General features: G+C 70.6%; 21 protein-coding genes and 1 pseudogene. 11 read left to right on the top strand and 11 right to left on the bottom strand.

The annotated features are described in order from the left end of the window. Window positions 1–117 precede the first annotated feature (117 nt). Window positions 118–879 carry a helical backbone metal receptor gene (locus ACIBKY_RS06265; protein WP_397095461.1) on the top strand — a complete coding sequence of 254 codons (762 nt, stop codon included), beginning with the start codon at window positions 118–120 and terminating at the stop codon, window positions 877–879. On the opposite strand, the gene ACIBKY_RS06270 is transcribed toward ACIBKY_RS06265, so the two are convergent. The 5 genes from ACIBKY_RS06270 to ACIBKY_RS06290 all read right to left on the bottom strand — a co-directional run bounded on the left by ACIBKY_RS06270 (window position 876) and on the right by ACIBKY_RS06290 (window position 6,125). Continuing rightward, the gene (locus tag ACIBKY_RS06270) at window positions 876–2,036 is read right to left on the bottom strand and encodes an ROK family transcriptional regulator (RefSeq protein ID WP_397094842.1); all 1,161 of its coding nucleotides are present in this window, start codon (window positions 2,034–2,036) and stop codon (window positions 876–878) included. The genes ACIBKY_RS06265 and ACIBKY_RS06270 overlap by 4 nt on opposite strands. Window positions 2,037–2,039: 3 nt before the next feature. Next, on the bottom strand, window positions 2,040–2,885 hold the full coding sequence (locus ACIBKY_RS06275) for a carbohydrate ABC transporter permease (RefSeq protein ID WP_397094843.1): 846 nt from the start codon (window positions 2,883–2,885) through the stop codon (window positions 2,040–2,042). Continuing rightward, the gene (locus tag ACIBKY_RS06280; protein WP_397094845.1) at window positions 2,872–3,780 is read right to left on the bottom strand and encodes a carbohydrate ABC transporter permease; all 909 of its coding nucleotides are present in this window, start codon (window positions 3,778–3,780) and stop codon (window positions 2,872–2,874) included. The genes ACIBKY_RS06275 and ACIBKY_RS06280 overlap by 14 nt, the downstream gene beginning before the upstream one ends. After that, the gene (locus ACIBKY_RS06285) at window positions 3,777–5,150 is read right to left on the bottom strand and encodes an ABC transporter substrate-binding protein (protein WP_397094847.1); all 1,374 of its coding nucleotides are present in this window, start codon (window positions 5,148–5,150) and stop codon (window positions 3,777–3,779) included. The genes ACIBKY_RS06280 and ACIBKY_RS06285 overlap by 4 nt, the downstream gene beginning before the upstream one ends. Window positions 5,151–5,237: 87 nt before the next feature. Continuing rightward, complete coding sequence (locus ACIBKY_RS06290; RefSeq protein WP_397094848.1) at window positions 5,238–6,125, bottom strand: sugar phosphate isomerase/epimerase family protein; 888 nt, start codon at window positions 6,123–6,125, stop codon at window positions 5,238–5,240. A gap of 191 nt (window positions 6,126–6,316) precedes the next feature. Between ACIBKY_RS06290 and ACIBKY_RS06295 the strand changes: the two genes are divergently transcribed. From ACIBKY_RS06295 to ACIBKY_RS06305, 3 genes and pseudogenes are all read left to right on the top strand, one after another. Beyond that, window positions 6,317–7,273: a zinc-binding alcohol dehydrogenase gene (locus ACIBKY_RS06295; protein WP_397094850.1), complete on the top strand. Its 957-nt coding sequence runs from the start codon at window positions 6,317–6,319 to the stop codon at window positions 7,271–7,273. After that, window positions 7,270–8,055, top strand: a complete 786-nt coding sequence (locus tag ACIBKY_RS06300) for a sugar phosphate isomerase/epimerase family protein (RefSeq protein WP_397094851.1) — start codon at window positions 7,270–7,272, stop codon at window positions 8,053–8,055. Before ACIBKY_RS06295 ends, ACIBKY_RS06300 begins: the two co-directional genes overlap by 4 nt. 50 nt (window positions 8,056–8,105) lie before the next feature. Next, window positions 8,106–9,227: pseudogene (locus ACIBKY_RS06305) on the top strand (MGH1-like glycoside hydrolase domain-containing protein); the annotation flags it as partial. A gap of 9 nt (window positions 9,228–9,236) precedes the next feature. On the opposite strand, the gene ACIBKY_RS06310 reads toward ACIBKY_RS06305, so the two are convergent. Both ACIBKY_RS06310 and ACIBKY_RS06315 read right to left on the bottom strand, forming a co-directional pair. Then, on the bottom strand, window positions 9,237–10,337 hold the full coding sequence (locus ACIBKY_RS06310; RefSeq protein WP_397094852.1) for a zinc-binding dehydrogenase: 1,101 nt from the start codon (window positions 10,335–10,337) through the stop codon (window positions 9,237–9,239). Continuing rightward, window positions 10,330–11,280 carry a Gfo/Idh/MocA family protein gene (locus ACIBKY_RS06315; RefSeq protein WP_397094853.1) on the bottom strand — a complete coding sequence of 317 codons (951 nt, stop codon included), beginning with the start codon at window positions 11,278–11,280 and terminating at the stop codon, window positions 10,330–10,332. Before ACIBKY_RS06315 ends, ACIBKY_RS06310 begins: the two co-directional genes overlap by 8 nt. A 105-nt stretch (window positions 11,281–11,385) precedes the next feature. Between ACIBKY_RS06315 and ACIBKY_RS06320 the strand changes: the two genes are divergently transcribed. Both ACIBKY_RS06320 and ACIBKY_RS06325 read left to right on the top strand, forming a co-directional pair. Then, on the top strand, window positions 11,386–12,324 hold the full coding sequence (locus tag ACIBKY_RS06320; protein WP_397094854.1) for a glucosyl-3-phosphoglycerate synthase: 939 nt from the start codon (window positions 11,386–11,388) through the stop codon (window positions 12,322–12,324). Beyond that, the gene (locus tag ACIBKY_RS06325; RefSeq protein ID WP_397094856.1) at window positions 12,321–13,430 is read left to right on the top strand and encodes a glycosyltransferase; all 1,110 of its coding nucleotides are present in this window, start codon (window positions 12,321–12,323) and stop codon (window positions 13,428–13,430) included. Before ACIBKY_RS06320 ends, ACIBKY_RS06325 begins: the two co-directional genes overlap by 4 nt. Here ACIBKY_RS06325 and ACIBKY_RS06330 read toward each other — a convergent pair. Beyond that, on the bottom strand, window positions 13,423–14,217 hold the full coding sequence (locus ACIBKY_RS06330; RefSeq protein ID WP_397094857.1) for a universal stress protein: 795 nt from the start codon (window positions 14,215–14,217) through the stop codon (window positions 13,423–13,425). The genes ACIBKY_RS06325 and ACIBKY_RS06330 overlap by 8 nt on opposite strands. Before the next feature lie 78 nt (window positions 14,218–14,295). Here ACIBKY_RS06330 and ACIBKY_RS06335 point away from each other — a divergent pair, with 78 nt between their 5' ends. Beyond that, the gene (locus tag ACIBKY_RS06335) at window positions 14,296–14,604 is read left to right on the top strand and encodes a hypothetical protein (RefSeq protein WP_397094859.1); all 309 of its coding nucleotides are present in this window, start codon (window positions 14,296–14,298) and stop codon (window positions 14,602–14,604) included. Between the two features lie 104 nt (window positions 14,605–14,708). Continuing rightward, window positions 14,709–15,260, top strand: a complete 552-nt coding sequence (locus ACIBKY_RS06340) for a phosphatase PAP2 family protein (RefSeq protein ID WP_397094860.1) — start codon at window positions 14,709–14,711, stop codon at window positions 15,258–15,260. Here the strand turns inward: ACIBKY_RS06340 and pip are convergent. Beyond that, complete coding sequence (gene pip / locus ACIBKY_RS06345) at window positions 15,257–16,213, bottom strand: prolyl aminopeptidase (protein ID WP_397094862.1); 957 nt, start codon at window positions 16,211–16,213, stop codon at window positions 15,257–15,259. The genes ACIBKY_RS06340 and pip overlap by 4 nt on opposite strands. 201 nt (window positions 16,214–16,414) lie before the next feature. Here pip and ACIBKY_RS06350 point away from each other — a divergent pair, with 201 nt between their 5' ends. After that, window positions 16,415–17,329 (top strand): threonine/serine dehydratase, encoded by a 915-nt coding sequence (locus ACIBKY_RS06350; protein WP_397095463.1) that lies wholly within the window; start codon window positions 16,415–16,417, stop codon window positions 17,327–17,329. Here ACIBKY_RS06350 and ACIBKY_RS06355 read toward each other — a convergent pair. Continuing rightward, entirely contained in the window at window positions 17,326–17,913 is a 588-nt protein-coding gene (locus tag ACIBKY_RS06355) for a hypothetical protein (protein ID WP_397094863.1), read from the bottom strand. The two genes, ACIBKY_RS06350 and ACIBKY_RS06355, sit on opposite strands and share 4 nt — an antisense overlap. A 93-nt stretch (window positions 17,914–18,006) precedes the next feature. After that, window positions 18,007–18,423 carry a large conductance mechanosensitive channel protein MscL gene (gene mscL / locus ACIBKY_RS06360; protein WP_397094864.1) on the bottom strand — a complete coding sequence of 139 codons (417 nt, stop codon included), beginning with the start codon at window positions 18,421–18,423 and terminating at the stop codon, window positions 18,007–18,009. A 144-nt stretch (window positions 18,424–18,567) separates the two neighbouring features. On the opposite strand from mscL, the gene glgX reads away from it, so the two are divergent. Together glgX and treY are read left to right on the top strand one after the other, a co-directional pair. Next, complete coding sequence (gene glgX, locus ACIBKY_RS06365) at window positions 18,568–20,661, top strand: glycogen debranching protein GlgX (protein WP_397094866.1); 2,094 nt, start codon at window positions 18,568–18,570, stop codon at window positions 20,659–20,661. Continuing rightward, a complete protein-coding gene (treY, locus tag ACIBKY_RS06370; protein ID WP_397094868.1) occupies window positions 20,654–22,765 on the top strand; it encodes a malto-oligosyltrehalose synthase in 2,112 nt (703 codons plus the stop codon). Before glgX ends, treY begins: the two co-directional genes overlap by 8 nt. The last annotated feature ends 37 nt before the right edge of the window (window positions 22,766–22,802 follow it).

Consider the following 22,802-nt stretch of genomic DNA (forward strand, 5'->3'; position numbering starts at 1 on the left):
AGTCGGCCTTTGTTGCGATCCTACGTATTCGACCCGTGACATGGCGCGAGATCGGCCATAACGTCCGGGAGGGGATCACCGTGCTATGGGCCGGCGTGCGGGATACTTGTCCGTGTGCTGAGCGACGACACCGGCGCCCCCTCGGCGGTGCCGGACCAGGTGAAGCGGATCGTCTCGCTGGTCCCCTCGCTGACCGAGTCGGTCGCCGCCACCGTGCCCGGGTCGCTGGTCGGCGCGACCGACTGGTGCTCGCATCCCGCGGACCTTGACGTGACCCGCGTGCGCGGCACCAAGAACCCCGACCTCGACGCCATCGTGCGGCTGCGGCCCGACGTGGTCCTCGCCAACTTCGAGGAGAACCGCGAGCCGGACATCCTGGCGCTGCGGGAGGCCGGGATCCCGGTCTGGGTCACGGTGATCAGGACGGTGGAGGAGGCGTTCACCTCGCTGGCCAGGATGTTCGAGCTGGCCTGCCGTACGACGGCGCCGCCCTGGCTGGCCGCGGCGCGGGCGGCCTGGGACCTGCCGGAGCCCGCCGTGCGCGCGAGCGCCGTCGTACCGATCTGGCGGCGGCCGTGGATGGTCGTGGGCAGCGGCACCTTCACCGGTGACGTGCTGCGGCGGCTCGGCGTCGACAACCTCTACGAGGGGCACACCGAGCGCTATCCCAAGATCCCCCTGCCCGACCTGGTTGCCGCCGCCCCCGACCTGGTCGTGCTGCCCGACGAGCCCTACGCCTTCTCCGCCGATGACGGCCCCGAGGCCTTTCCCGGGCTGCCGTGCGCGCTGGTGAGCGGGCGCCTGCTCACGTGGTACGGGCCGTCGCTGGCCGTCGCCCCCGCCCTGCTGGGCCAGGCGCTGGGCCGTCCCGCCGCCTAGGCACGATCGGCCAGCGGGGGTCCTTCCAGCGCCGCGTCCACGGCGTCAGGGGACAGGACGTGCTCCGTCACGATCACCGCCGTGCCCACGATGCCGGCGCGCTCGCCGAGCGCGCTGGTCACGATGTCGAGATTGCGGGTCGTGTACGGCAGGCTCCGCCGGTAGACGCTCTCCCTGATGCCCGTCAGGTAGTGCTCCCGGGTCTCGGCCATGTCGCCGGCCAGCACCAGCACCCCCGGATTGAGCAGGCTCACCGCCGTGGCCAGCACGATCCCCAGCGTACGGCCGGCCTCCTGGGCCCGCGCGATGGCCGTGGGGTCACCGGCCTGCACCAGCCGGACGACGTCGCGGCTGGAGGCCTGCCCGAGGTCCACGGCGAGCGCGTGGCCGCTGGCCAGCGAGGCCACGCAGCCGCGTGAGCCGCAGGTGCAGACCCGGTCGTCGCTGTCGCGCAGCCGTACGTGGCCGAGGTTGCCCGCGGCCGCCTCCACTCCCCGGTAGATCTGGCCGTCGATGACGATGCCCGCCCCGATTCCGGTGGAGACCTTGATGAGCAGCAGCGAGGGCGTCTCGCGCCAGTGCGTCCACCACTCGCCGAGCGCCATCGCCTTGGCGTCGTTCTCCACCAGGATCGGCACGTCGAACCCGGTCCCGATGGCCTGGGCGATCGGGTACTCGTCCCAGCCGGGCATCAGGAACGACCTGACGGCCCGGCCCGAGGCGTGGTCGACGGAGCCGGGCAGGTCGACGCCGATGCCGCAGACCCGGTCGCGGGCGTGCCCGGTCCGGTCGAGCAGGCGCTGGAAGGCCTGGCGCACCCAGGTCAGGACGGGTTCGGGCCCGAGCTCGATGCGGATCTCGGTGTGTTCCTCGGCCAGCGGGCGGGCGGCGAGGTCGGTCAGCGCCACGCGGGCGTGGCCGGCGCCGAGGTCGGCCACGAGCGCGAACCGGTTGGTGGAGTCGATGTCGAGCACCGACGGCGGCCGCCCGCCGCCGGAGATGGCGACGCCGGACTCGTGGATGTATCCGGCCTCGATGAGCCGGTCGACCCGATCGGTGATCGTCGAGCGGGACAGGCCGGTGAACTCGATGAGTTCCTTGCGCGTTCGGCAGGAGCCGTTCCTGATGAGCTGGAGCACCTGCCCTGCCGTGAGCATGGCCTATCCCTTCTCCGCCCCGGCGGTGAGCCCTTCGGTCAGCAGCCGCTCGCTGGCGAAGAAGACGATCACGATGGGCAGCGTCAGAACCACCGATCCTGCCATGAGAACCGTGGTCGGGATCTCGATACTGCCCGCCAGCTGGGAGAGCCCGAGGGAGACCGTCCATCTTTCCCGCCGCTCGACCAGGAAGAGCAGGGCGAACAAGAACTCGTTCCAGGCGATCATGAAGACGTACAGCCCGGTCGCCATGAGCGCCGGCTTGGACAGCGGCAGCACCACCCGCCAGATGGTCTCCACCCGGGAGCAGCCGTCGATGGCCGCCGCCTCCTCGACGCTCTGCGGGACGGTCTCGAAGTAATTGCGCAGCATGTACACGGTGACCGGGACGGTCTGGGCGATGTAGACGAGGATCAGGCCGGCCAGCGAGCCGCGCAGGCCCATCATCGTGAACAGCACGAACAGCGGGATGGCCAGCACGATGGCCGGGAAGAGGTAGACGGCCAGGAACAGGAAGTGCACCTGCCGGCGGCCGAAGAAGCGCAGCCTGGCGACGGCGTACGCGCCCGGGATGGAGATCAGCAGTGTGACCGCCACCGAGGAGACGGCGATGATCGCGCTGTTGCCCATGAAGGTCAGGAAGCCCTGCCGGGTCAGGACGTCGGCGTAGGTGCTCAGGGTGAAGGCGTTCGGCCAGAGTGATCCTGGTTCGAGTATCAGCTCCTGGATGTCGCGCACCGACAGCATCACCATGTAGAAGAACGGGAACGCGGTGATCACGAACAGGAAGGCGATCACCAGCGGCCGCAGCGCGCGCAGCAGCGCGCGCTCGAACCTATCCCTGCTCACGCGCACCTCCCGAGAAGAAGCGCAGGTAGATCACCAGGAAGACGACGAGCACCACGGCCAGCACGATGGCCTGCGCGGCCGAGGCGCCGATGTCGTCGCGCGCGGTCAGGAAGTTGTAGACGCGCACCGAGACCACCTCGGTGCCGGCGCCGCCGCCGGTCAGCAGGTAGACGTCGTCGAACTTGGTGAAGGTGAAGACGAAGCGCAGCACCGACAGCAGGGCGATGATCCGCCAGAGCTGCGGCATGATCACATAGCGGAAGCGCTGCGTGGGCGTGGCCCCGTCGACCACGGCCGCCTCGTCCAGTTCCTTGGGCAAGGCCTGCAGCCGGGCCAGGATGAACAGGAAGGCGAAGGGGAAGTACCGCCAGGCCTCGAAGGCGATCACCGTCAGCAGCGCCACCGGGACCTCGATGCCCAGGAAGGTGCCGCGGGCCTGCGACAGGAAGGCGATCGGCTCGCTCAGCCAGGTGTTGACGATCCCGTACTGCGGGTTCAGCATCACCTCCCACAGGAAGGCCACGGCCACGACCGGCGCCACGTACGGCACCAGGATCGAGGCCCTGACCAGCGTCCGCCCGGGGAACCTGTCCCGGAGCGCGAGCGCGGCCACCAGCCCGACGGCGATCGACAGCGCCGTGCCGGCGACCGTGTACACGAGCGTGTTGACCAGCGCCGACCAGAAGCCCGGCTCGGAGATCACGTAGGTGAAGTTCTCCAGCGTGTAGTGGCCGAAGATCCCGACCCGCCTGATGTTGATCAGCCGGACGTCCTGGAAGGCCAGCATGACCGCCCACAGCAGTGGCACCACGACCACGACCAGCGTGACCACCAGCGTGGGCGAGATCAGCGCGAGCCCGGCTCTGCCCTCCTGCTGCCGGAGCGTCCCCTTCACTGACGGATCCCGCGTTTGATGCTCTCCACGTCCGCCTTGGCCTGCGCCGCCGCGGCCTCGGGCGTGAGCGAGCCCTCGACGATCCCGCTCAGCGCCTTGGGCACCGGCAACTCGCCCATCGTGACGCCGACCAGCTTGCCCTGCCCCTGCGGGATGCCCCAGCGGCCGAAGGTGTCGGGGCTCTTGCGCAGCGCCTCCAGCGTCGCGGCCGGGTACAGCTCGGCCAGCGGCTTCTTGGTGTCCACGCCGGCCGGCAGCTTGGCCCACGCGCCGGCGAACTCGGGACGGGTGGGGAACTTGCCCTCGGGCGCCATGCCCATCCAGCGCTCGTAGCCCTCGTTCATCAGGTACGCGACGAACTTCGCCGCCGAGTCCTTGGCGGCGTCGCGGGTGACGGCCCAGGAGACGATCTCGCCGTACTGCGCGGGCGCGGCGCCGTCCGGGCCCTTCAGCGCGGTCACCACGCCGGTGTTCGCGGCCAGCCACTCCTTGTCGGTACGGCACGCCGCGCAGGAAGGCAGCGCGTCGTTCCGCAGCCCGGCCATCTCGTCGAGGATGAACGACGACCAGATCATCATGGCCGCCTTGCCGGAGAAGTACGTGGCCCGGGTCGAGTCGACGTCCTGCTTGCCCTTGACCGAGTACTGCTTGGCCAGCGTGGAGTAGAACGTGAAGGCCCGCACGCAGCTGGGTGAGGCCAGGGCCACGTTGCCCGAGCCGTCCACCAGCTCGCAGCCGTTGGCCAGGGCCACGTGCTCGAAGCTCTGGGCGGTGAAGGAGTCCTTGGGCGCGACCGCCAGCGTGATGCCGGCCACGTCGGGGCCGTGCAGCTTGGCGGCGGCGGCCTGCAGCCTCTCGTAGGTGTCCGGCGGCTCCAGCCCGGCCTTCTCGAACAGGTCCTTGCGGTAGAGGATCAGCTGGGCCCAGCCGTCGCTGGGCACGGCCAGCAGTTTGCCGTCGGCGGTGTTGAGGTCGAGCGCCCGTTTGGAGAAGGTGGCGCGGCCGAGCTGGTCGACGACCCTGCCCGGCGTCTCGGTGTCGAGCAGGTCGTTGGCCTCCATCTCGCGTACCGCCGCCAGGGGGAGTGCGCCGATCACGTCGGGCAGGTCGCCCGCGGCGGCGGCAGCGGTCAGCGTCTGGCTGAACTGGTCCTCGGCCACCGGCACCAGCTTGACCTTGATCTTGGTCTTCTGTGTGAACTCGTTGACGATCTTGTTCTGGACGTCCATCCGGTCCGGGAGGTTCTCCTCGGTCCAGACGGTGATCTCCGTGGCGGCGGCGGGCCGGCTGCCCCCGCCGCCGTCCCCGCAGGCGGTCATGGCCGCGACCAGCGCGGCGGCGCTGAGAACGGCGGTTGCCTTTCCTGGCATGGCACGCTCCTCGGTCTGCACCCGGCGCTCCGAGCAGCCCGACGCCAGGTCTCCGGCAAGGCCCCCGCGAAAGGGGTTGGGCCGCCTTTACCCCGCGATGAGCGGCCGCAACGTGTGATAGGCGATCCCGAGACCGGTCCGGACCCTCGCCGGGTCGCCACTCCACACCGGATCCTCGTGCTCTACCGACACCACCCCGTCGTACCCGCCTTCCTGAAGTGCGTCAATGACCCTGGTCCAGTCGACCTGCCCGCGGCCGGGAACCCGGAAGCGGTACCAGCCCTTCTCGCCGCCGATCGGGCCGAAGAACCCGGTGTGGTCGATCCGGCCGCCGAGTATCTCGGTGTCCTTGGCCTGGACGTGCGCGATCTCCGAGACGTACGGCCGCGCCGCCGCCACCGGATCGATGCCCAGCGCCACCAGGTGTGAGGGGTCGTAGTTGAGCTTGAGCCCGAGCCCGAACATCCACTCCCACAGCTCGGGCGAGTAGGCCAGGTTGCCCGGGTACCCGTCGGGGTGCCAGCTCTTCATGACGCAGTTCTCGATGACGAGATCGACCCCGTGCCCCTTGGCGTGCTCGACCAGCGGACCGAAAACGTCCTCGGCCTTCTTGAGGTTGTCGTGCACCGTCATCCCGGCGTCGCGGCCGACGAAGGTGCCCACGGTCGGGCAGCCGAGCGCGGCGGCCGCCTCGACGCAGTGCCGCACGTGCGCGTTCACCTGCGGCCCTTCGGTTGGGTGCAGGTTGTTCTCGTAGTAGGCGATCGAGGAAAGGGCGAGTCCGGTGTCCGCGAAGATTCGCCTGACCCGCTCGTATTCGAACTCATCGAAACGCTCTACTCTGATGTGATTTCGGGCATCCGTTGCCGGCCATCCGGCCACTTCCAGTGCTTCGAATCCCCGGTCGACGGCCCAGCGTGCGATGTCGGAAAGGTTGCTTTCCGGAAGACACGCTGTTAGGAACCCCAATTTCATCGGCTACCTCCAACAAAAGTCGTAGACTTACGAGTGCTGATTACACAACTATCGCATGCAAACGAGCACTAAACCTGTGACTTTTGTTTGATAAAAAAGCGTAAGTGTGGGGAATGCACGTCATCACCATTCAAGGGCCAGGTGCTGTCCGCGTCAGTCTGGAGCCAACCGGTGAGCTGGAGCCGGGCTGCGTGCGGGTCCGCACGATCTACTCAGGTGTCTCGGCGGGGACGGAACTCACCGCCTACCGTGGCACCAACCCGTATCTCACGAAAAAGTGGGATACCGAACAACGGCTGTTCGTCGAGGGCCGCACACACGCCTACCCGCTGACCGGCTGGGGCTACCAGGAGGTCGGCGAGGTCGTCGAGGCCGCTCCCGACGTACGCGAGCCGATGGTGGGCAGCGTCGTCTGGGGCATCTGGGGCCACCGCGAGGAGGCCGTCGTGCCCGCCGAGCGGCTCGCCGGGCATCTCATGCCGCCCGGCGCGGACCCGCTCACCGGCGTCTTCGCCCGCGTCGGCGCCATCGCGCTCAACGCCGTCCACGCGGCGGACCTGCACCTGGGCGACCAGGTCGCGATCTTCGGCCAGGGCGTCATCGGCCTGCTCGCCACCCGCTTGGCCGTGCTCAGCGGCGCCCGCGTGGTCGCCGCCGACGCCATCCCCGAGCGGCTCGAACTCGCCCGGCGCTTCGGCGCCGCCGAGACCTACGACGTACGGGAGGGCTCGATGGCCGAGTTCATCCGCAAACGCGTCGTGGGCGCCGACGTCGCCGTCGAGCTCAGCGGCAGCCATACCGGCCTGCACGAGGCCATCAGGACCGTCCGCAGGGGCGGCCGGGTCGTCGCGGCCGGGTTCTACCAGGGTGACGGCCTCGGGCTGCGGCTCGGCGAGGAGTTCCACCACAACCAGGTGCAGCTCGTCTCCTCGCAGATCGGCGGCGTGGCCGCGTGGCTGGCGCACCGATGGGACGTGGAACGGCTCCAGCGCACGTTCATGGAGCTCGTCCACCGCGGCGAGGTCCGCGCGGGAGACCTGGTCAGTCATGTCATGGACGCCGCCCAGGCGGCCGAGGCCTTCGAGCTGATCGACCGCCGCCCGTCGGAGGTGCTCCAACTCGTCTTCAAGTTCAAGGAGCCAGCGTGAAGCTTGCCGTACAGGAGCAGCTGCTGCCGGGGCGCACCCTGCAGGAGAAGTTCGCCTTCGCGGTCGATGCCGGATTCGACGCGATCGAGCTGCGTGGGAAGGGCGACTTCCACTTCGCCGGGCGGCTGACCGAGCTGAAGCGGGCGCTCGCGGACGGCGTGGTCATGCCGACCGTATGCGTGGACATGCCGCACTTCATCGGCGACTTCGACGCCGCCAAGCGCACCGACGCCATCCAGCAGTTGCGCTCCCAGCTCACGGTCATCGCCGAGCTGGGCGGGATCGGGGTCATGACGCCCGCCTCCTGGGGGCAGTTCTCGCGGCGGCTGCCGCCGTTCGAGCCGCCGCGCAGCCCGGGGGAGGACCGTGAGGTGCTGGCCGAGGCGCTCGGGGTGCTCGGCGAGCACGCGCAGCGCAACGGCGTGCTGATCATGCTGGAGCCGCTCAACCGTTACGAGAACCACATGGTCAACACCCTGGCCGAGGCGGTGTCCTACTGCTCGATGGACGCGATCAAGGTCGTCGGCGACACGTACCACATGAACATCGAGGAGGACGATCCCTGCCGCTCGCTGGTGGAGGCCGCGCCGTACCTCGCGCACATGCAGATCAGCGAGTCCAACAGGAACCAGCCCGGCACCGGGCACCTCGACTGGGGTTCCCAGCTGGCCGCGCTGGACGCCACCGGGTACGAGGGCTACCTGGCGCTGGAGTGCCGGCTTCGCGGTGAGCCGGAGATCGTGCTGCCGCAGACGGCGGCGTTCGTCAGGAAGTTCCTGTGATCCGCGAGGCGGTGCGCGTCCTGGTCGCCAACTGGGACGGCAGCTACACCGTGCCCTCGCGGCGGCTCTACCCCCACCAGTGGAGCTGGGACTCGGCCTTCGTCGCGATCGGCAACGCCCGCTGGTCGCCGCGGCGGGCCAGGTCCGAGCTGCTGTCGTTGTTCGGCGCGCAGTGGCGCGACGGGCGGGTGCCCCACATCGTCTTCAACCCGGAGGTGCCCGACGGCGCCTACTTCCCCGGCCCCGACGTCTGGGAGGTCCGGGCGCCCTCCGGCTCGGCCACCTCGGGCATCGTGCAGCCGCCGGTTCACGCGCTGGCCGCCTGGCGGGTCCACCTGGCCGATCCCGATCCCGCCTTCCTGCGCCGCATCTACCCTCGGCTCGTGGCCCAGCAGCGGTTCCTGCGAACCGCGCGCCGCTCGGCGGACGGCCTGATCTCGATCGTGCACCCGTGGGAGTCCGGCATGGACAACAGCCCCTCCTGGGACGTGCCGCTGGCCGCCGTCCAGGCCGGGCCCATGGGCGCGCGGCGCAAGGACCTCGCCCACGTCAGCGCCGACGAGCGGCCCACCGACCGCGACTACGAGCGCTACACCGCGCTCGCCCGCGCCTACCGCGACACCGGCTACCGCAGGGCGGGCGCGTTCGCGGTCGAGGATCCGCTGTTCAACGCCGCGTACGGCGTGGCCGAGACGTCACTGGCCCGCATCGCCAAGGCGATCGGCCTCGACCCCGACCCGCACCACCGCGAGGCCGCCGAGATCACCGCGGCCATGGTCGCCCACCTCTACGACGACGGCCTGTTCCACGCCCGCGACGCGAGCACCGGCTGCCCGATCCGCTCCCAGAGCGCCGCCGGGCTCGTCCCGCTCATGCTGCCCGACCTGCCGCGCGAGATCGCCCACGCGCTCATCGGCACCGCACTCGACCGCTTCGAGATCAAGAACGGGCTGCTGCCCAGCTACGCCCCCGGCACCCCCGAGTTCGACCCGGCCCGCTACTGGCGCGGGCCGAGCTGGCTCAACCTGACCTGGCTGGTCTGGCAGGGGTTGCGGCACCGCCGGCCCGACCTGGCCGAGGCACTGGCCGACGGCATGGTCGGCGCGGTGGCCCGGTCGGGCTTTCGCGAGTACTTCGACCCGTTCACCCGCGCCGGGCACGGCTGCCGTGACTTCAGCTGGTCAGCCGCGCTCATCCTGGACGTCGCGGCAGAGCACGGCCTGGAGGGCCTGCCTGCGGCGGGCGGCGAGATCGCGAAGGAGCTCGGGCGCCTTGCCGAAGCGGACGACGTCGGTGATCACGTGCTCACGTAGCCACGGGCCGATGCGGTGCAGGAGCTCGACGGTCTCGCGCGAGAGGCGGTCGCGGTCCCAGGCATGGGCCATGCCGCGCGGCACCCGGCCGATCTGCGCGCAGCGCAGGCTCAGGCCGTTGTGGTGGAACTCCTCGCCGAGCCGTACCAGGCCGGCGCCGCCGGTGTAGAAGGCCAGGTCGATCGCGCTGCCCTGGGGGCGCAGCAGCTTGAGCGCCAGGGCCAGCGCCCGTTCCTGGCCGCGGCACTGGAAGACCACGTCGGCGCCGTGGTCGTTGGGGCCGTGCCGCCAGCGGCGCTTCAGCTGGAACGCGTCCTCGGCCGGCAGGGTCTCCACGCCGAGCGCGGCGGCCACGCACAGCCGCGCGGGGGTCTCGTCGACCACCACGACCTCGGTCCCGGCTCCCGCGCCCGCCGCGAACGCCGCCACCAGCAGCCCGACCACGCCCGCCCCGACGACCACCACCCGCCGCCCGCGCACCCCGTCGAGCAGGTCGCGCACGCCGGGCCCGAGCAGGTCGTGCGCCGCATGCAGCAGGCCGTTGGCGCAGATCGGCCCCATGTGCGCGGCGTAGATCCCGAGCAGCGGGTCGAGGTCACGCGGCAGTTCGACGAAGCGGTCGCGCAGCGGGTCGGCGGCGTAGGCGGTGCGGTGCCCGTAGGCCATTGCGACGATCCGCCCGGCGGCGACCGCGTCGGTACGGCTGTCCACGACCATCCCCACCTGCATGTAGCCGATGCCGCGCACCGGGTAGGCCATCACCGGCCCGCCCGTGCCGAACAACCCGAGCGCCGGGTCCCACGAGGTGTTCAGGTAGGGGTTGGTGCCCTTGACGTAGGTCAGCTCGGTCCCGGCGGAGACGCCGCTGTAGACGGTCTCCACCAGGAAGCCGCCCGGCGCCGCCATGGGCATCGGCTCCGAGATCAGGCTGACCCGCTCCGGCCCGTCGATGCTGAGCACCTCAGCCATCCAGCACCACCGGCTCCCGCGTGGCCGCCGACCGCGCGACCGCGTGCGCCAGACGATGCGTCTTCAGCGCCTCGTGGTACGGCACGCGTACGTCGGCCGGCTTCCCCCGCACCGCGTTGACGAACTCCCGGTCCACGTGGACCTTGGCGGCCCCGCCGTCCTCGATCACCGTGCGCCCGTCGACGACCAGGCGCTCCTCGCCCAGGTCGAGCGTGACGCCCTCGGCGTGCACCTCCAGCCCGGCACGCTGCTTGCCCGCGCAGAGACTGGTGGCGGCCAGCGTGCCCGCCGCGCCGCCCGCGAAGCGCAGCACCGCCGCCGTGGCCCGGTCGATCTCGCCGTCCGCCGCCCCGTCCGACGGTACGGCGTGCACCATCGCGACCTCGCCCACCAGCACCCTGGCCAGGTCCAGCACGTGGACGGCCTGCTCGACGATCTGGCCGCCGGAGGTTTCGGTACGCAGCCACCAGTCCACGGGCGGCACCTTGTCGAGCCAGTGGCCGAGGGCCAGCCGTACGGGGCGCCCGTCGAGTAGTTCGCGGGCTTTCTGCAGGATGTCGAGGTAGCGCCAGTGGTGACCGACGGCGGAGGGAAGGTCGCGGCGGGCTATCTCGGCGCCGATCTTTTCCGCGGTTTCTAGATCAATTGCTAACGGCTTTTCTACAAAAAGCGGAAGATTGCACGACAAAGCATCTATCTCCGGGTTACCGTGCGCGAAAGGTGGCACGCACACGTAGACGGCATCCAGTCCGCCGGCGTCCAGCAGGTCGGTGTGACTCCCGTACGCCAGGGAGTCATGCCGAGAGGCCAGTGCCTCGGCCTTGTGGGGAACCGCGTCGGCGATTCCGGCAATCGTCACGTCGGGGAATGTCGAGAGTACCTCTGCGTGACGAGCGGCGACATTTCCAGCACCTATGATGCCGATTCGAGTTATTGGCGACACAGGATGGCATATCCCACATCCGCTGATGAACAAACGAAAATGTTCGAACTCCTATCGGCAGGGCATGTGTCGCCATCCGTGACCTGAGACGATCGGGGTGAGCGCATGGAGACGGATCCGCGGGTCCGGGACTGGTACAGGCGGCGCACCAGCAGAGCCGCCGACTGGTCGCCGGACGCACTGGTGGCCGCCAAGGGGGCGACCACGGTGAGCGTGGTTCTCCCGGCCCGCGACGAGGAACGCACGGTCGGGCTGATCGTCTCGGTGATCCGCCGCGACCTCGCCGACCTGGTGGACGAGATCGTCGTCGTGGACTCCCGCTCCACCGACGCCACCGCCGCCGTGGCCACCGCCGCGGGCGCCACGGTCGTGCGCCAGGACGACGTGCTGGCCCACCTGCCGCCGCTGTCGGGCAAGGGCGAGGCACTGTGGAAGGGACTGGCCGCCAGCTCCGGCGACCTCGTCGTCTTCGTCGACGCCGACCTGCGCGACTTCCGCCCCTCCTTCGTCACCGGCCTGCTCGGGCCGCTGCTGCTCGACACGGGCGTGCAGTTCGTCAAGGGCGCCTACGAGCGCCCGCTGAACGGCATGCGCGGCGAGGGCGGCCGGGTCACGGAACTCGTCGCCCGGCCCCTGCTCAACCTGTGGTGGCCGGAGCTATCCGGGTTCGTCCAGCCGCTCGGCGGCGAATACGCGGCCCGCCGGACGGCCCTGGAACGCGTGCCGTTCGCGACCGAATACGGGGTGGAGCTCGGCCTGCTGGTCGACCTGCTCGAACTCGTCGGCCTGGACGCCATGGCCCAGGTGGACCTGGGCTGCCGCACCCACGCGCACCAGTCCACGGCGGCGCTCGGCCGCATGGCCGCCCAGATCATGCTCACCGCGTGGACCAGGCTCGAACGCCAGGGCCGGGTGGTGTCGGTGGCGGCGCCCACGCACAGCCTGCTCCAGTTCGACGCCGAACGGCGGGCGGCCCGCGCCGACGTGTCCGTGGCCGAGCGCCCGCCGCTGGCCTCACTGGCCATCGAGGAGGACGTCGCGTGAACATCCTGATGAACGCCGGCCCGTGGCTGGAGGTACCGCCGCCCGGCTACGGCGGGATCGAGAACGTGGTGGCCACGCTGGTGCCCGCGCTGCGCGAGCGTGGCGTACGCGTGGTGCTGGCTTCGGTGGGGTCGAGCACCGTCGAGGCCGACGAACTGGTGGCCGCCTTCCCCGAGGGGCAGTTCGCCCACCTGCAGAAGCCGTACAACCAGGTGATGGGGCTGGCCCACGCCCACCAGGCGCGGGTGGCGCGGGAGTTACGCGGCCGCGACGACATCGACCTCGTCCACGATCATCTGGAGGTCGTCGGCCCCGCGGTGCTGTCGGCGCTCGGCGGGCCGCCGGTGCTCCACACCCTCCACTGGGACCTGCGCAAGCACCCCGACTTCTACGGGGCCTGGCCCCGGGACATCGCCGTCAACGGCGTCTCCCACGACCAGCTCACCCGCGCGCCCGCCGCCCTGCGCGCCGCCGCCGTGGGCGCGGTCCACCTGGCCACCCCGCTGGCCGGGCGCGACCTGCGCTTCCCGCGCGGCGCGCACCTCGCGGTCATGGGCCGCATCTGCCCGCTCAAGGGCCAGCACGTCGCCGTCCGCGTGTGCCAGAAGCTCGGCCTGCCGCTGGTCCTGGCCGGCCCGGTCAGCGGTATCGGCGGCCCCGCCGAGCTGGAACGTGTCCTGGAAGACCCGGAACATCCGCTCCACGGACACCCGGACGTCCGCTACCACCGCGACCACGTCGCCCCCCATCTGGACGGCGACCTGGTCCGCTGGGCCGGCGGCGTCGCCGGGGACCGGCGCGACGAGCTCTACGGCACCGCCAGGGCCGCCCTCTTCCCCCTGCAGTGGGACGAGCCGGGCGGCACCGCCGTGGTCGAGGCCCTGGCCCTGGGCGTCCCGGTGATCGGCCTGCGCCGCGGCTGCCTGCCCGAACTGGTCGAGCACGGCCGTACGGGCTTCCTGGCGGACACCGAGGAGGAACTCGCCGAATGGCTGGGGCGCGTCGACGACCTCGACCCGGAGGAGTGCCGCCGCGAGGCCCGCGCCCGCTTCACCCCGTCCATCATGGCCGAGCGCTACCTGGAGCTCTACGCCCGGCTCAGTTGAAGCCCCGGGGCAGCACCGCCACCGGGCAGATCGAGGCACGCAGCACCTTCATCGCCAGCTCGCCCAGGAAGACCCGGTGCGCCTGCGCGTCCTCACTGCTCGCGCAGACCAGCAGGTCGCCCGGGGGCCATTCGACCGCGCCGATCGCGGCCGCCACGTCGTAGCCTTCGGCGATCTCCGCCTCGGCCTCGATGCCGGTGCCCTCCCACGCCAGCCGTACGGCGAGGGCGAGGTCGTCGCGCAGCCGGCCGGCGTCCTCGGTGCGCAGGTCCAGCGTGATCAGCCGCAGCGGCACCCCGAGCAGCAGCGCCGCCTGGGCCACCCGCTCCACGGCCTCGTCGCACTGCGGCCGGTGCACGTACGCCAGCGTCAGCCGGGTCGGCGCCGCCGGCGGGCGGTAGCCGGCCGGGGCCAGCATCACCGCCTCGCTCGACAGGTGCAGCAGATGGTCGGAGGTGCTGCCGATCGCGATGCGGCCGTGCTGCCCGCCGTCCGCGGAGCCGACCACGATCAGGTCCGCCTTGATCCGGCTGGCCAGCACCGCGAGGCCGCGGCCGGCGCCGCGGCTCTCGAACGCCATGTACTCCGCGGGCCGCTCGCCGAGCTCGCCCGCCGCGTGGGCCAGGTTCGCCTGCGCCTCGACCGCCTGGCCGGGGCTGCCCGGCGGGTAGATGGTCGCCACCGTGAGCTCACCGCCGGTGACCTGCGTGATCGCGGTCCCCAGCGCGAGCGCGTCCCGTCCTCCAGCGTCGCCGGTGTACCCGACGATCACGTGCGCACCGATCACGCATCCCTCTCTACCCGCTCTGAGCAGGGAATACGCGGGTTCTGTCCGACGTTGTGAACTCTTGGAGGCGCACGCGAAGTGAAGATCACACCAGACACGGAATTCAACGGCTCCCGCGGTCAGGTCACCCTCAGGGAAGCCGTGAAGCAGCTCAAGGCCCACGAACTGGACTGCACCATCTCCCGCGAAACCCTCGAAGGCAAGGTCAACGTCTTCGCCGAGTGCGTACAGCGTGGTTTCACCCCGCTGCGCAGCGAGATCATGGCCGCGTACTACGTCGCCGAGAACGACGCGGCCAAGGACGCCTTCGAGACCGGGCTGATCACGGAGGGCGAGCTCAGACAGCGACAGCTCGATCTCGCCCGCATCCTCACCGGCACCGCCTGACCCCCTATCGGCCATATGGCCGATGACGCCTGGCCGAACTGCCGACGAAACCACTCGGTAAGATCATTAAGGTCATGTCCATCGTTTCTTCATCGATTGGACATGTGTTGTACCGCGACATCGTCGATTTCGCCCTCGGCACGCCCGGCTGGGTGCACACCTTCGCGGAGGTGGGCACCGATGCCGGGCTCTTCGTGTTCGCCGCCCTGTTCGTCCTGTGCTGGTGGCGCGCCCGCCGCGCGCCCGCCCGCGAGCTGGCCATCGCCCTGGTAGGACCCGCCGCGGTGATCGTCGCCTATGTCGTGAGCGAGATCGTGAAGCTGATCGTGCGCGAGGAACGGCCGTGCCGCGGCGTCACCACGGTGGCCGCCTGCCCGCCGGCCGGGGACTGGTCGTTCCCGAGCAACCACTCCGTGATCGCCGCCGGCGCCGCGGGCGCCCTCATCCTGGCGTGGCGTGCCCTCGCCTGGGTCGTGCTCCCGCTGGCGGCGATCATGGCGTTCTCCCGGGTGTTCGTCGGCGCGCACTACCCGCACGACGTGGCCGCCGGGTTCGCGCTCGGGCTCGTGATCGCGCCGCTGGTCGCGCTGCTGTGCGTCGGCGCGGTCACACCCCTCGTCCGCCTGGTACGCGACCGGCTGGCCCTCGCCGCCTAACGGGCGAACCGGTCGGTTGCCTCCACCAGGCGGTCCACGATGCCGGGCTCGGTCGAGGCGTGCCCGGCGTCGTTCACCACGTGGAAGTCCGCCTCAGGCCACGCCTTGTGCAGGTCCCAGGCGGTCGCCATGGGCGTACAGGCGTCGTAGCGGCCCTGCACGATCACGGCGGGGATGTGCCGGATCTTCCCGACGTCCCGGATGAGCTGCTCCGGCTCGAACCACCCGTCGTGCGTGAAGTAGTGGTTCTCGATGCGCGCGAAGGCCAGCGCCATCCGCTCCTCACCGAACTCCGCCACCAGTTCCGGATCGGGCAGCAACGTCACCGTCGAGCCCTCCCACTGCGCCCACGCCTTGGCGGCCGGCACCCGCACCGCCGGATCGGAACTCTCCAGCCTTTCGCGGTAGGCGGCCATCAGGTCGCCGCGCTCCCCGGGCGGGATCGGCGCCACGAACCCCTCCCACAGGTCGGGGAACAGGTGGGAGGCGCCCTCCTGGTAGAACCAGTGCAACTCCCGGGGACGCAGCGTGAAGATGCCCCGCAGCACCAGCTCCGTCGTGCGCTCGGGGTGCGTCTGCGCGTAGGCCAGCGCCAGCGCGCTGCCCCATGACCCGCCGAAAACCTGCCAGCGCTCGATGCCGAGGTGCTCGCGCAGCTTCTCCATGTCCGCCACCAGGTTCCAGGTGGTGTTGTGCTCCAGCGAGACCGCCGCGTCGCTCGCGTGGGGCCTGCTGCGCCCGCAGTTGCGCTGGTCGAACAGGACGATGCGGTACAGCTCCGGGTTCCACTGGCGGCGGTGCTTGCCGGTGCACCCGCCGCCCGGCCCGCCGTGGAGCATGACCGCGGGCTTTCCGTCCGGGTTGCCGCACACCTCCCAGTAGATCTGGTCGCCGTCTCCGACCTCGAGAAGGCCGGAATCGTAGGGCTCGATGGCCGGGTAGAGCTGTCTCATGGTTCGGCATGATTCCATGCGTGTAAAGCCCCCGGCCGCACCGACCGTGAGGCCGCTTCGCCCGCCCGCGTCTCTCGCGTGGCGGGCATGCCCCCGGGTGCGCGCCTCCGGCGAGGCGGTGCCTCAGGCTGACCAGCACGTGCTCGGCGGGGACTTTCTGGGAGATCGGCTGGTTCGCGAAGCATGATGGGAGGCATGAACGTGAACCTGGTCGGGCTCGATGACATCCGGGCCGCCGCCGAGCGGATCGCCCCCGTGGCGGTCAGGACTCCGCTCGTTTCCATGGGTGAGGCGTGGGTCAAGCCGGAGAGCCTTCAGCGGGTCGGCTCCTTCAAGATCCGGGGCGCCTACAACGCGGCCGTCTGCCTGGCGGGGGCGCGGGGCGTGGTGGCCCACTCCTCCGGCAACCACGGGCAGGCGCTGGCGTACGCGGCGAAGCTGCTGGGTGTGCCGTGTGTCGTGGTGGTGCCGGAGGGGACGCCCCGGGTCAAGGCGGAGGCGATCGTCGGGCACGGGGCCGAGCTGGTGGTGGTGCCGCCTGAGCAGCGGGTGTCGGCGGCGGAGAAGGTGGCGGCCGAGCGGGGGATGACGATGGTGCCGCCGTACGACCATCCGGCGGTCATCGCGGGGCAGGGGACGATCGGGCTGGAGATCGTGGCGGATCTGCCGGACGTCGAGGTGGTGCTGGTGCCGGTGAGCGGGGGCGGGCTGGCTTCCGGGATCGCTTCGGCGGTCAAGGCGCTCAGGCCGGACGCCAAGGTCGTCGGGGTGGAGCCGGAGCTGGCGGCCGACGCGCGGGAGAGCCTGCGCGCGGGGCGGGTGGTGTCGTGGGAGCCGGCCAGGACGTTCAGGACGATCGCCGACGGGCTGCGGGCGGACCTGTCCGAGCTGACCCTCGCGCACCTGCGGGAACGGCTGGACGACATCGTGACCGTCTCCGAGGACGAGATCCGCGCCGCCATGGGCCATCTGGCCAGGACGGCCCGGCTGGTGGCCGAGCCCAGTGGCGCCACCGCGACGGCGGCCTACCTGGCGGGGCGGGCGCCGGCCGGGCGGACCGTGATCGTGTTGTCAGGGGGCAACGTGGATCCCGAGCTGTTCCGCTCGGTGATCTAGGACGACCAGGCGAGGCGGGTCAGGAATCCGCGCTCGTCGCGGGCGTACTCGCCGAAGGCCCGCTGGATCTCCGCGAGGCCGGGCACCAGCGTGCGGTGGAGGGTGCCGCCCTCCTTGTACTCCAGCTCGTAACCCCCCGCCTCGGGCGAGACCTGCATGAAGTGGCGGCCGAAGTTGACGAGGGCGACGAAGGGGTTCTGGGCGGACAGCGTGGCCAGGGCGTCGTGGACGAGGCCCAGGTCCGGGTCGGTGACGATCATGCCGTCGCCGGTGTGGAGCTGCATGCCCGCGTAGGCGCCGCGTGGCCCCGCGTTGTGGACGAGGTCGCGCTGCGGGTCGTAGCAGACCAGGCCGTGCGCGCCGGCGACGGCGAAGACCCGGCCGGACATCTCGTCCATGGACTCCAGATCCATGGTCACCAGCACGTGCCCGCCCGTGTAGGCCGTGAGCTTCCCGGGCAGCTCGTCGGCGTACGGCGGCAGCGCGCCGCCCGGCGCGTCCTTCTTGGCCGCCAAATACCCCTTACGGGCGAGATCTCGGGTGATCGGCTCTGGTTCCCGCCAGACCATCAGCTCAACACTCACTCGCCCCATCTAACCGGACGATCGCCTCAGTCTGGGCATTAGCCAGCATAGGGCGCAAGATCCGCTTGCTGGCCGTGGCTTCTCCGCGTGGCGTCACGGCTGCTCGGACTGGGGGACCAGCTCGACCGTGCAGTACGCGCACCGCCGGGCCTCGACCGGGACCTCGCTCAGGCAGTCGGGGCACTGCTTGGTCGTCGCCGCTTGGTCCCGCTCGAAGAGGCTGACCAGCCGGGACATCGGCATGACGACCAGCCAGTACACGATGGCCGCGATGATCAGGAAGGCCAGGAGGTGGTTGAGGAAGTCGCCGTACTTGAACTCGCTGCCGTTGACGGTGAAGGAGTAGCTGGCGAAGTCCGGCTCGCGGCCGCCGGTCATCGCCCCGATCAACGGTGTGATCAGGTCGGCGACCAGGGCCTGCACGAGCCCGCTGAAGGTGGCGCCCACGATGACCGCGACCGCCAGCTCGACGATGTTGCCGCGCAGCAGGAATTTCTTGAATCCGCCCATGGGACCGGCACATTGCCGACAGAACGCCCCCGAAACCTGGAGCCGGGGGCGTGGTGGCGGGGGTTTGCGGGTAGGTCGGTGCTCCCGCCCTTGTCGCCGGCGGCGGGGGCACGGAACATGGGATGGATCGCGAGGGAGTCGTCGATGATCGAGCTTTGGCCGGGAGACCCTTACCCGCTGGGTGCGACCTACGACGGGGCGGGCACCAACTTCGCGCTCTTCAGTGAGGTGGCCGAGCGGGTCGAGCTGTGCCTGTTCGACGAGGACGGCAAGGAGAGCGCGGTCCGGCTGAGCGAGTGCGACGGGTTCGTCTGGCACGGGTACCTGCCCGGCGTCGGACCCGGCCACCGGTACGGCTACCGCGTCCACGGCCCCCACGACCCGGCCAGGGGCCTGCGCTGCAACCCGGCCAAGCTCCTCCTGGACCCGTACGCCAAGGCGATCGAGGGCGAGGTGACCTGGGACGAGGCGGTCTACGGATACATGTTCGGCCGTCCGGAGACGATGAACGAGGCGGACTCCGCCCCGTTCGTGCCCAGGTCGGTGGTGGTGAACCCGTTCTTCGGCTGGGGTCACGACCGGCCGCCGGCGACGCCGTACCATGACACGGTCATCTACGAGGCGCACGTCCGGGGACTGACGATCACCAACCCGAAGATCCCCGAGCGGATCCGCGGGACGTATGCCGCCCTGGGCCACCCGGAGACCCTCGACCACCTGACGAAGCTCGGGGTGACCGCCCTGGAACTGATGCCGGTGCACCAGTTCGTCACCGACGACTTCCTGAGCCAGCGCGGGCTGAGCAACTACTGGGGCTACAACTCGATCGGGTTCTTCGCCCCGCACAACCGCTACTCCAGCCAGGGCCAGCGCGGCGGGCAGGTGCTGGAGTTCAAGGCGATGGTCAGGGCGCTGCACGAGGCGGACATCGAGGTCATCCTCGACGTGGTCTACAACCACACGGCCGAGGGCAACCACCTGGGCCCCACGCTGAGCTTCAAGGGCATCGACAACACCCACTACTACCGGCTGGCCGACGGCGACCCGCGCCACTACCTGGACACGACCGGCACGGGCAACAGCCTGTTCATGCGCAGCCCGCACGTCCTGCAGATGATCATGGACTCGCTGCGCTACTGGGTGACCGAGATGCACGTGGACGGCTTCCGCTTCGACCTGGCCTCGACGCTGGCCAGGGAACTGCACGAGGTGGACCGGCTGAGCGCCTTCTTCGACCTGGTCCAGCAGGACCCGGTGTTGTCGCAGGTCAAGCTGATCGCCGAGCCCTGGGACCTCGGTCCCGGCGGGTACCAGGTGGGCAACTTCCCCTCCCGCTGGACCGAGTGGAACGGCCGCTATCGCGACACCATCCGCGACCTGTGGCGCGGGCAGCCGGCGACGCTGCCCGAGTTCGGCTCGCGCTTCACCGGCTCCAGCGACCTCTACCAGGACGACAGCCGCCGCCCCGCCGCCTCGATCAACTTCGTCACCTGCCACGACGGGTTCACGTTGCAGGACCTGGTCTCGTACAACGACAAGCACAACGAGGCCAACCAGGAGGGCAACCGCGACGGCACCGACGACAACCGCTCCTGGAACTGCGGCGCGGAGGGCCAGGCGGGGCCCGAGATCGAGGCGCTGCGCGAGCAGCAGAAGCGCAACTTCCTGACCACGCTCTTCCTCTCGCAGGGCGTGCCGATGATCTCCCACGGCGACGAACTGGGCCGCACGCAGCAGGGCAACAACAACGGCTACTGCCAGGACAACGAGCTGAGCTGGGTCGACTGGTCGGACGTGCGGGAGAACTGGCTGCTGCTGGAGTTCACCCAGCGGCTGGCGGCGCTGCGCAGACGGCACCCGGTCTTCCGCCGCAGGCGCTTCTTCTACGGCCGGCCCGTGCGCGGTCTTGCCGACATCGCCTGGCTGACCCCGGCGGGCGAGGAGATGACCAACGGCGACTGGGAGGCCGGCTTCGCCAAGTCCTTGGCGGTCTTCCTGAACGGCGAGGCCATCACCGAGCCCGACCGCCGCGGCCGCACGATCAGGGACGACTCGTTCCTGCTGCTGTTCAACGCGCACCACGAGACCATCCGCTTCACCGTCCCCAAGGATTACGGCGACATGTGGCAGACCGAGATCGATACCGCGATGCCGATCAGCGTGGGCGTGGCGACGTGCCGCGCCGGGGAGAGCGTGGCCGTGAACGGCCGCAGCGTGCGGGTGCTGCGCCGTGTCTAAGCCGACCTCGACCTACCGCGTCCAGCTCACGCCGGACTTCGGCTTCGCGCAGGTGGCCGAGATCGCCCCCTACCTGCGGGAGCTGGGCGTCAGCCATGTGTACCTGTCGCCGATCCTCCAGGCGACGCCGGGCTCGCTGCACGGCTACGACGTCATCGACCACTCCAGCATCCGGGCGGAGTTCGGCGGCGCGGCGGGCCTGCGCGAGCTGGCCGAGCAACTGGCCGCGCACGATCTGGCCATCGTCATGGACATCGTGCCCAATCACATGAACACCGAGAACGCGCAGTTCCGGTCGGTCCTGAAGGACGGTACGGCCTCGCCGTACGTGAACTGGTTCGACATCGAGTGGGCCGGCGGGAAGGTCGCGCTGCCGGTGCTGGGCGACGGCGCCGAGCCCAAGGTCGACGGCGATGTGCTGCGCTACTACGAGCATGAATATCCCTATCCGGGGCACTATCGGCTGGTTCCTTACACCGAGGGGCCCGGCTACCGGCGCTTCTTCGACGTGTCGTCGCTGATCGGGCTGCGGGTGGAGGACCCCGCGGTGCTGTTCGCCACCCATGAGGTGATCTTCTGGCTGCTCGACGAGGGGCTGGTCGAAGGGCTGCGGGTGGACCATCCGGACGGCCTCGCCGACCCGCGCGGCTACCTGGAGTCGCTGCGCAGGCGCTCCGGGGGCGTGTGGACGGTCGTGGAGAAGATCCTCATCGGCGAGGAGCGGCTGCCCGACGACTGGGCCTGCGACGGCACGACCGGATACGAGGTCCTGAACCGGATCACCCGCCTGTTCGTCGACCCGGCCGGGGCGGATCCGCTCATCAGCCAGTTCGTCCGGCGTACCGGGCAGAGCGCCGACTACCGGGCGGTGGTCGCGCGCTCGAAGCGCGAGGTCATCGAGCTGTTCTTCACCGCCGAGGTCGAGCGGCTGGCGCGGGCCGCCGGCGCCGATCCGGCCGAGGTCGCGGAACTGCTCGCCGCCATGCCGGTCTACCGCGCCTACGTGACGCCCGGCGAGCCGCCGCCGCCCGCGTCGGTCGAGCTCATCGAGGCGATCGCCACGCCGAAGACGCGGGAACTCGCCCAGAAGATCCTGTACGGCCCCGCCGAGGTGGTCACCAGGTTCCAGCAGAGCACCGGGCCGGTCATGGCCAAGGGCGTCGAGGACACGGCCCTGTACCGGTGGTACCCGCTGGCCGCGCTCAACGAGGTGGGCGGGGAGCCGGACGTCTTCGGGATCGAGGTCAAGGAGTTCCACGAGTTCTGCGCCGGGATGCGGCCGCACACGATGACGACGCTGTCGACGCACGACACCAAGCGCTCGGAGGACGTGCGGGCCCGGCTGTCGGTGCTGTCGGAGATGCCCGGGGAGTGGGCGCGGGCGGTGGCGGACTGGTCGTCGGCCCTGAGCTTCGACCCGCACCTCGACTACCTGGCCTGGCAGAACCTGCTCGGCGCCTGGCCGATCACGCCGGAGCGCTTCGCCGGTTACCTGCTGAAGGCCGCCCGGGAGGCCAAGACCCGGACGTCCTGGGTCAAGCCGGATCCGGCGTATGAGAAGGGGCTGCGCGAGTTCGCCGTCCAGGCGACGCAACTGCCGGTGGGGGAGTTCGCGGCGGAGATCGAGCCGTACGCGATGGCGAACTCGCTCGGGGCCAAGCTCGTGCAGCTGATGATGCCCGGCGTGCCCGACGTCTACCAGGGCAATGAGATGACCGACTTCTCCCTCGTCGACCCGGACAACCGGCGGCCCGTCGACTTCGGCCGCCGCCCGGCCAACGCCTGGGACGCCACCAAGCTGCTGCTCACCAGCCAGGCGTTGCGCCTGCGCCGCCGGCTGCCGCCCGCCGCGCCGTACCTGCCGCTGTTCGCGACGGGTGAGGCGGAGGAGCACGCGATCGCCTTCGCGCGCGGCTCCGGCGCGGTCGCGGTCGCCACCCGCCTTCCCGTACGGCTGGCGCGCCGCGGCGGCTGGGCCGCCACCACGCTCATGCTGCCGCCGGGATCCTGGCACGACCTCCTGACCGGCAGCCGTTACACCGGCCGCATCCCCCTGGCCCACCTCATGTGCCGCAACCCCGTCGCTTTGCTGGAGCGAACCTGACGCAGTGAGTGGAGTGGAGGCCCGACGAAGGAGGGAC

This window comes from Nonomuraea sp. NPDC050394, assembly GCF_044459065.1.
Lineage (GTDB): Bacteria > Actinomycetota > Actinomycetes > Streptosporangiales > Streptosporangiaceae > Nonomuraea.

Coding starts and splice junctions, on each gene's coding strand:
- pip (WP_397094862.1), bottom strand. CDS start 16,213: ATGAGACAGCTCTACCCGGCCATCGAGCCCTACGATTCCGGCCTTCTC.
- ACIBKY_RS06320 (WP_397094854.1), top strand. CDS start 11,386: ATGGAGACGGATCCGCGGGTCCGGGACTGGTACAGGCGGCGCACCAGC.
- mscL (WP_397094864.1), bottom strand. CDS start 18,423: ATGGGCGGATTCAAGAAATTCCTGCTGCGCGGCAACATCGTCGAGCTG.
- ACIBKY_RS06285 (WP_397094847.1), bottom strand. CDS start 5,150: ATGCCAGGAAAGGCAACCGCCGTTCTCAGCGCCGCCGCGCTGGTCGCG.
- ACIBKY_RS06290 (WP_397094848.1), bottom strand. CDS start 6,125: ATGAAATTGGGGTTCCTAACAGCGTGTCTTCCGGAAAGCAACCTTTCC.
- ACIBKY_RS06270 (WP_397094842.1), bottom strand. CDS start 2,036: ATGCTCACGGCAGGGCAGGTGCTCCAGCTCATCAGGAACGGCTCCTGC.
- glgX (WP_397094866.1), top strand. CDS start 18,568: ATGATCGAGCTTTGGCCGGGAGACCCTTACCCGCTGGGTGCGACCTAC.
- ACIBKY_RS06310 (WP_397094852.1), bottom strand. CDS start 10,337: ATGGCTGAGGTGCTCAGCATCGACGGGCCGGAGCGGGTCAGCCTGATC.